Source organism: Vibrio sp. SG41-7 (assembly GCF_014164465.1).
Lineage (GTDB): Bacteria > Pseudomonadota > Gammaproteobacteria > Enterobacterales > Vibrionaceae > Vibrio > Vibrio splendidus.
On record NZ_JACJFF010000426.1, the window covers coordinates 1 to 254 of the forward strand.

Genomic DNA, 254 nt, shown 5'->3' on the forward strand with positions numbered 1-254 from the left:
CAAATAAGTATTGGAAAGAGCGGTATGGATACCACAAACGTTCACTCTCAGAAACAGCGATGTATCGAGTTAAACAGTTGCTAGGAGGGCAACTGAGCTTAAGAAATTACAATGCACAGGTGGGTGAAACTTACGCGATGATAAAAGCGTTGAACAAGCTTACTGGGTTAGGTATGCCTGAAACTTGTCGTATTGACTAAGAAATACGCGAAACGGGGTGGCTCTATCTCTAAATTTAATTACGCAACAAAGCC

The 254-nt window shown here is 41.7% G+C and carries 1 pseudogene; it reads left to right on the forward strand.

Annotation, left to right across the window (positions count from 1 at the left end):
* Nucleotides 1-200, forward strand: a pseudogene (locus tag H5300_RS27465) (IS5/IS1182 family transposase); the annotation flags it as partial.
* Between the last annotated feature and the right edge of the window lie 54 nt (nucleotides 201-254).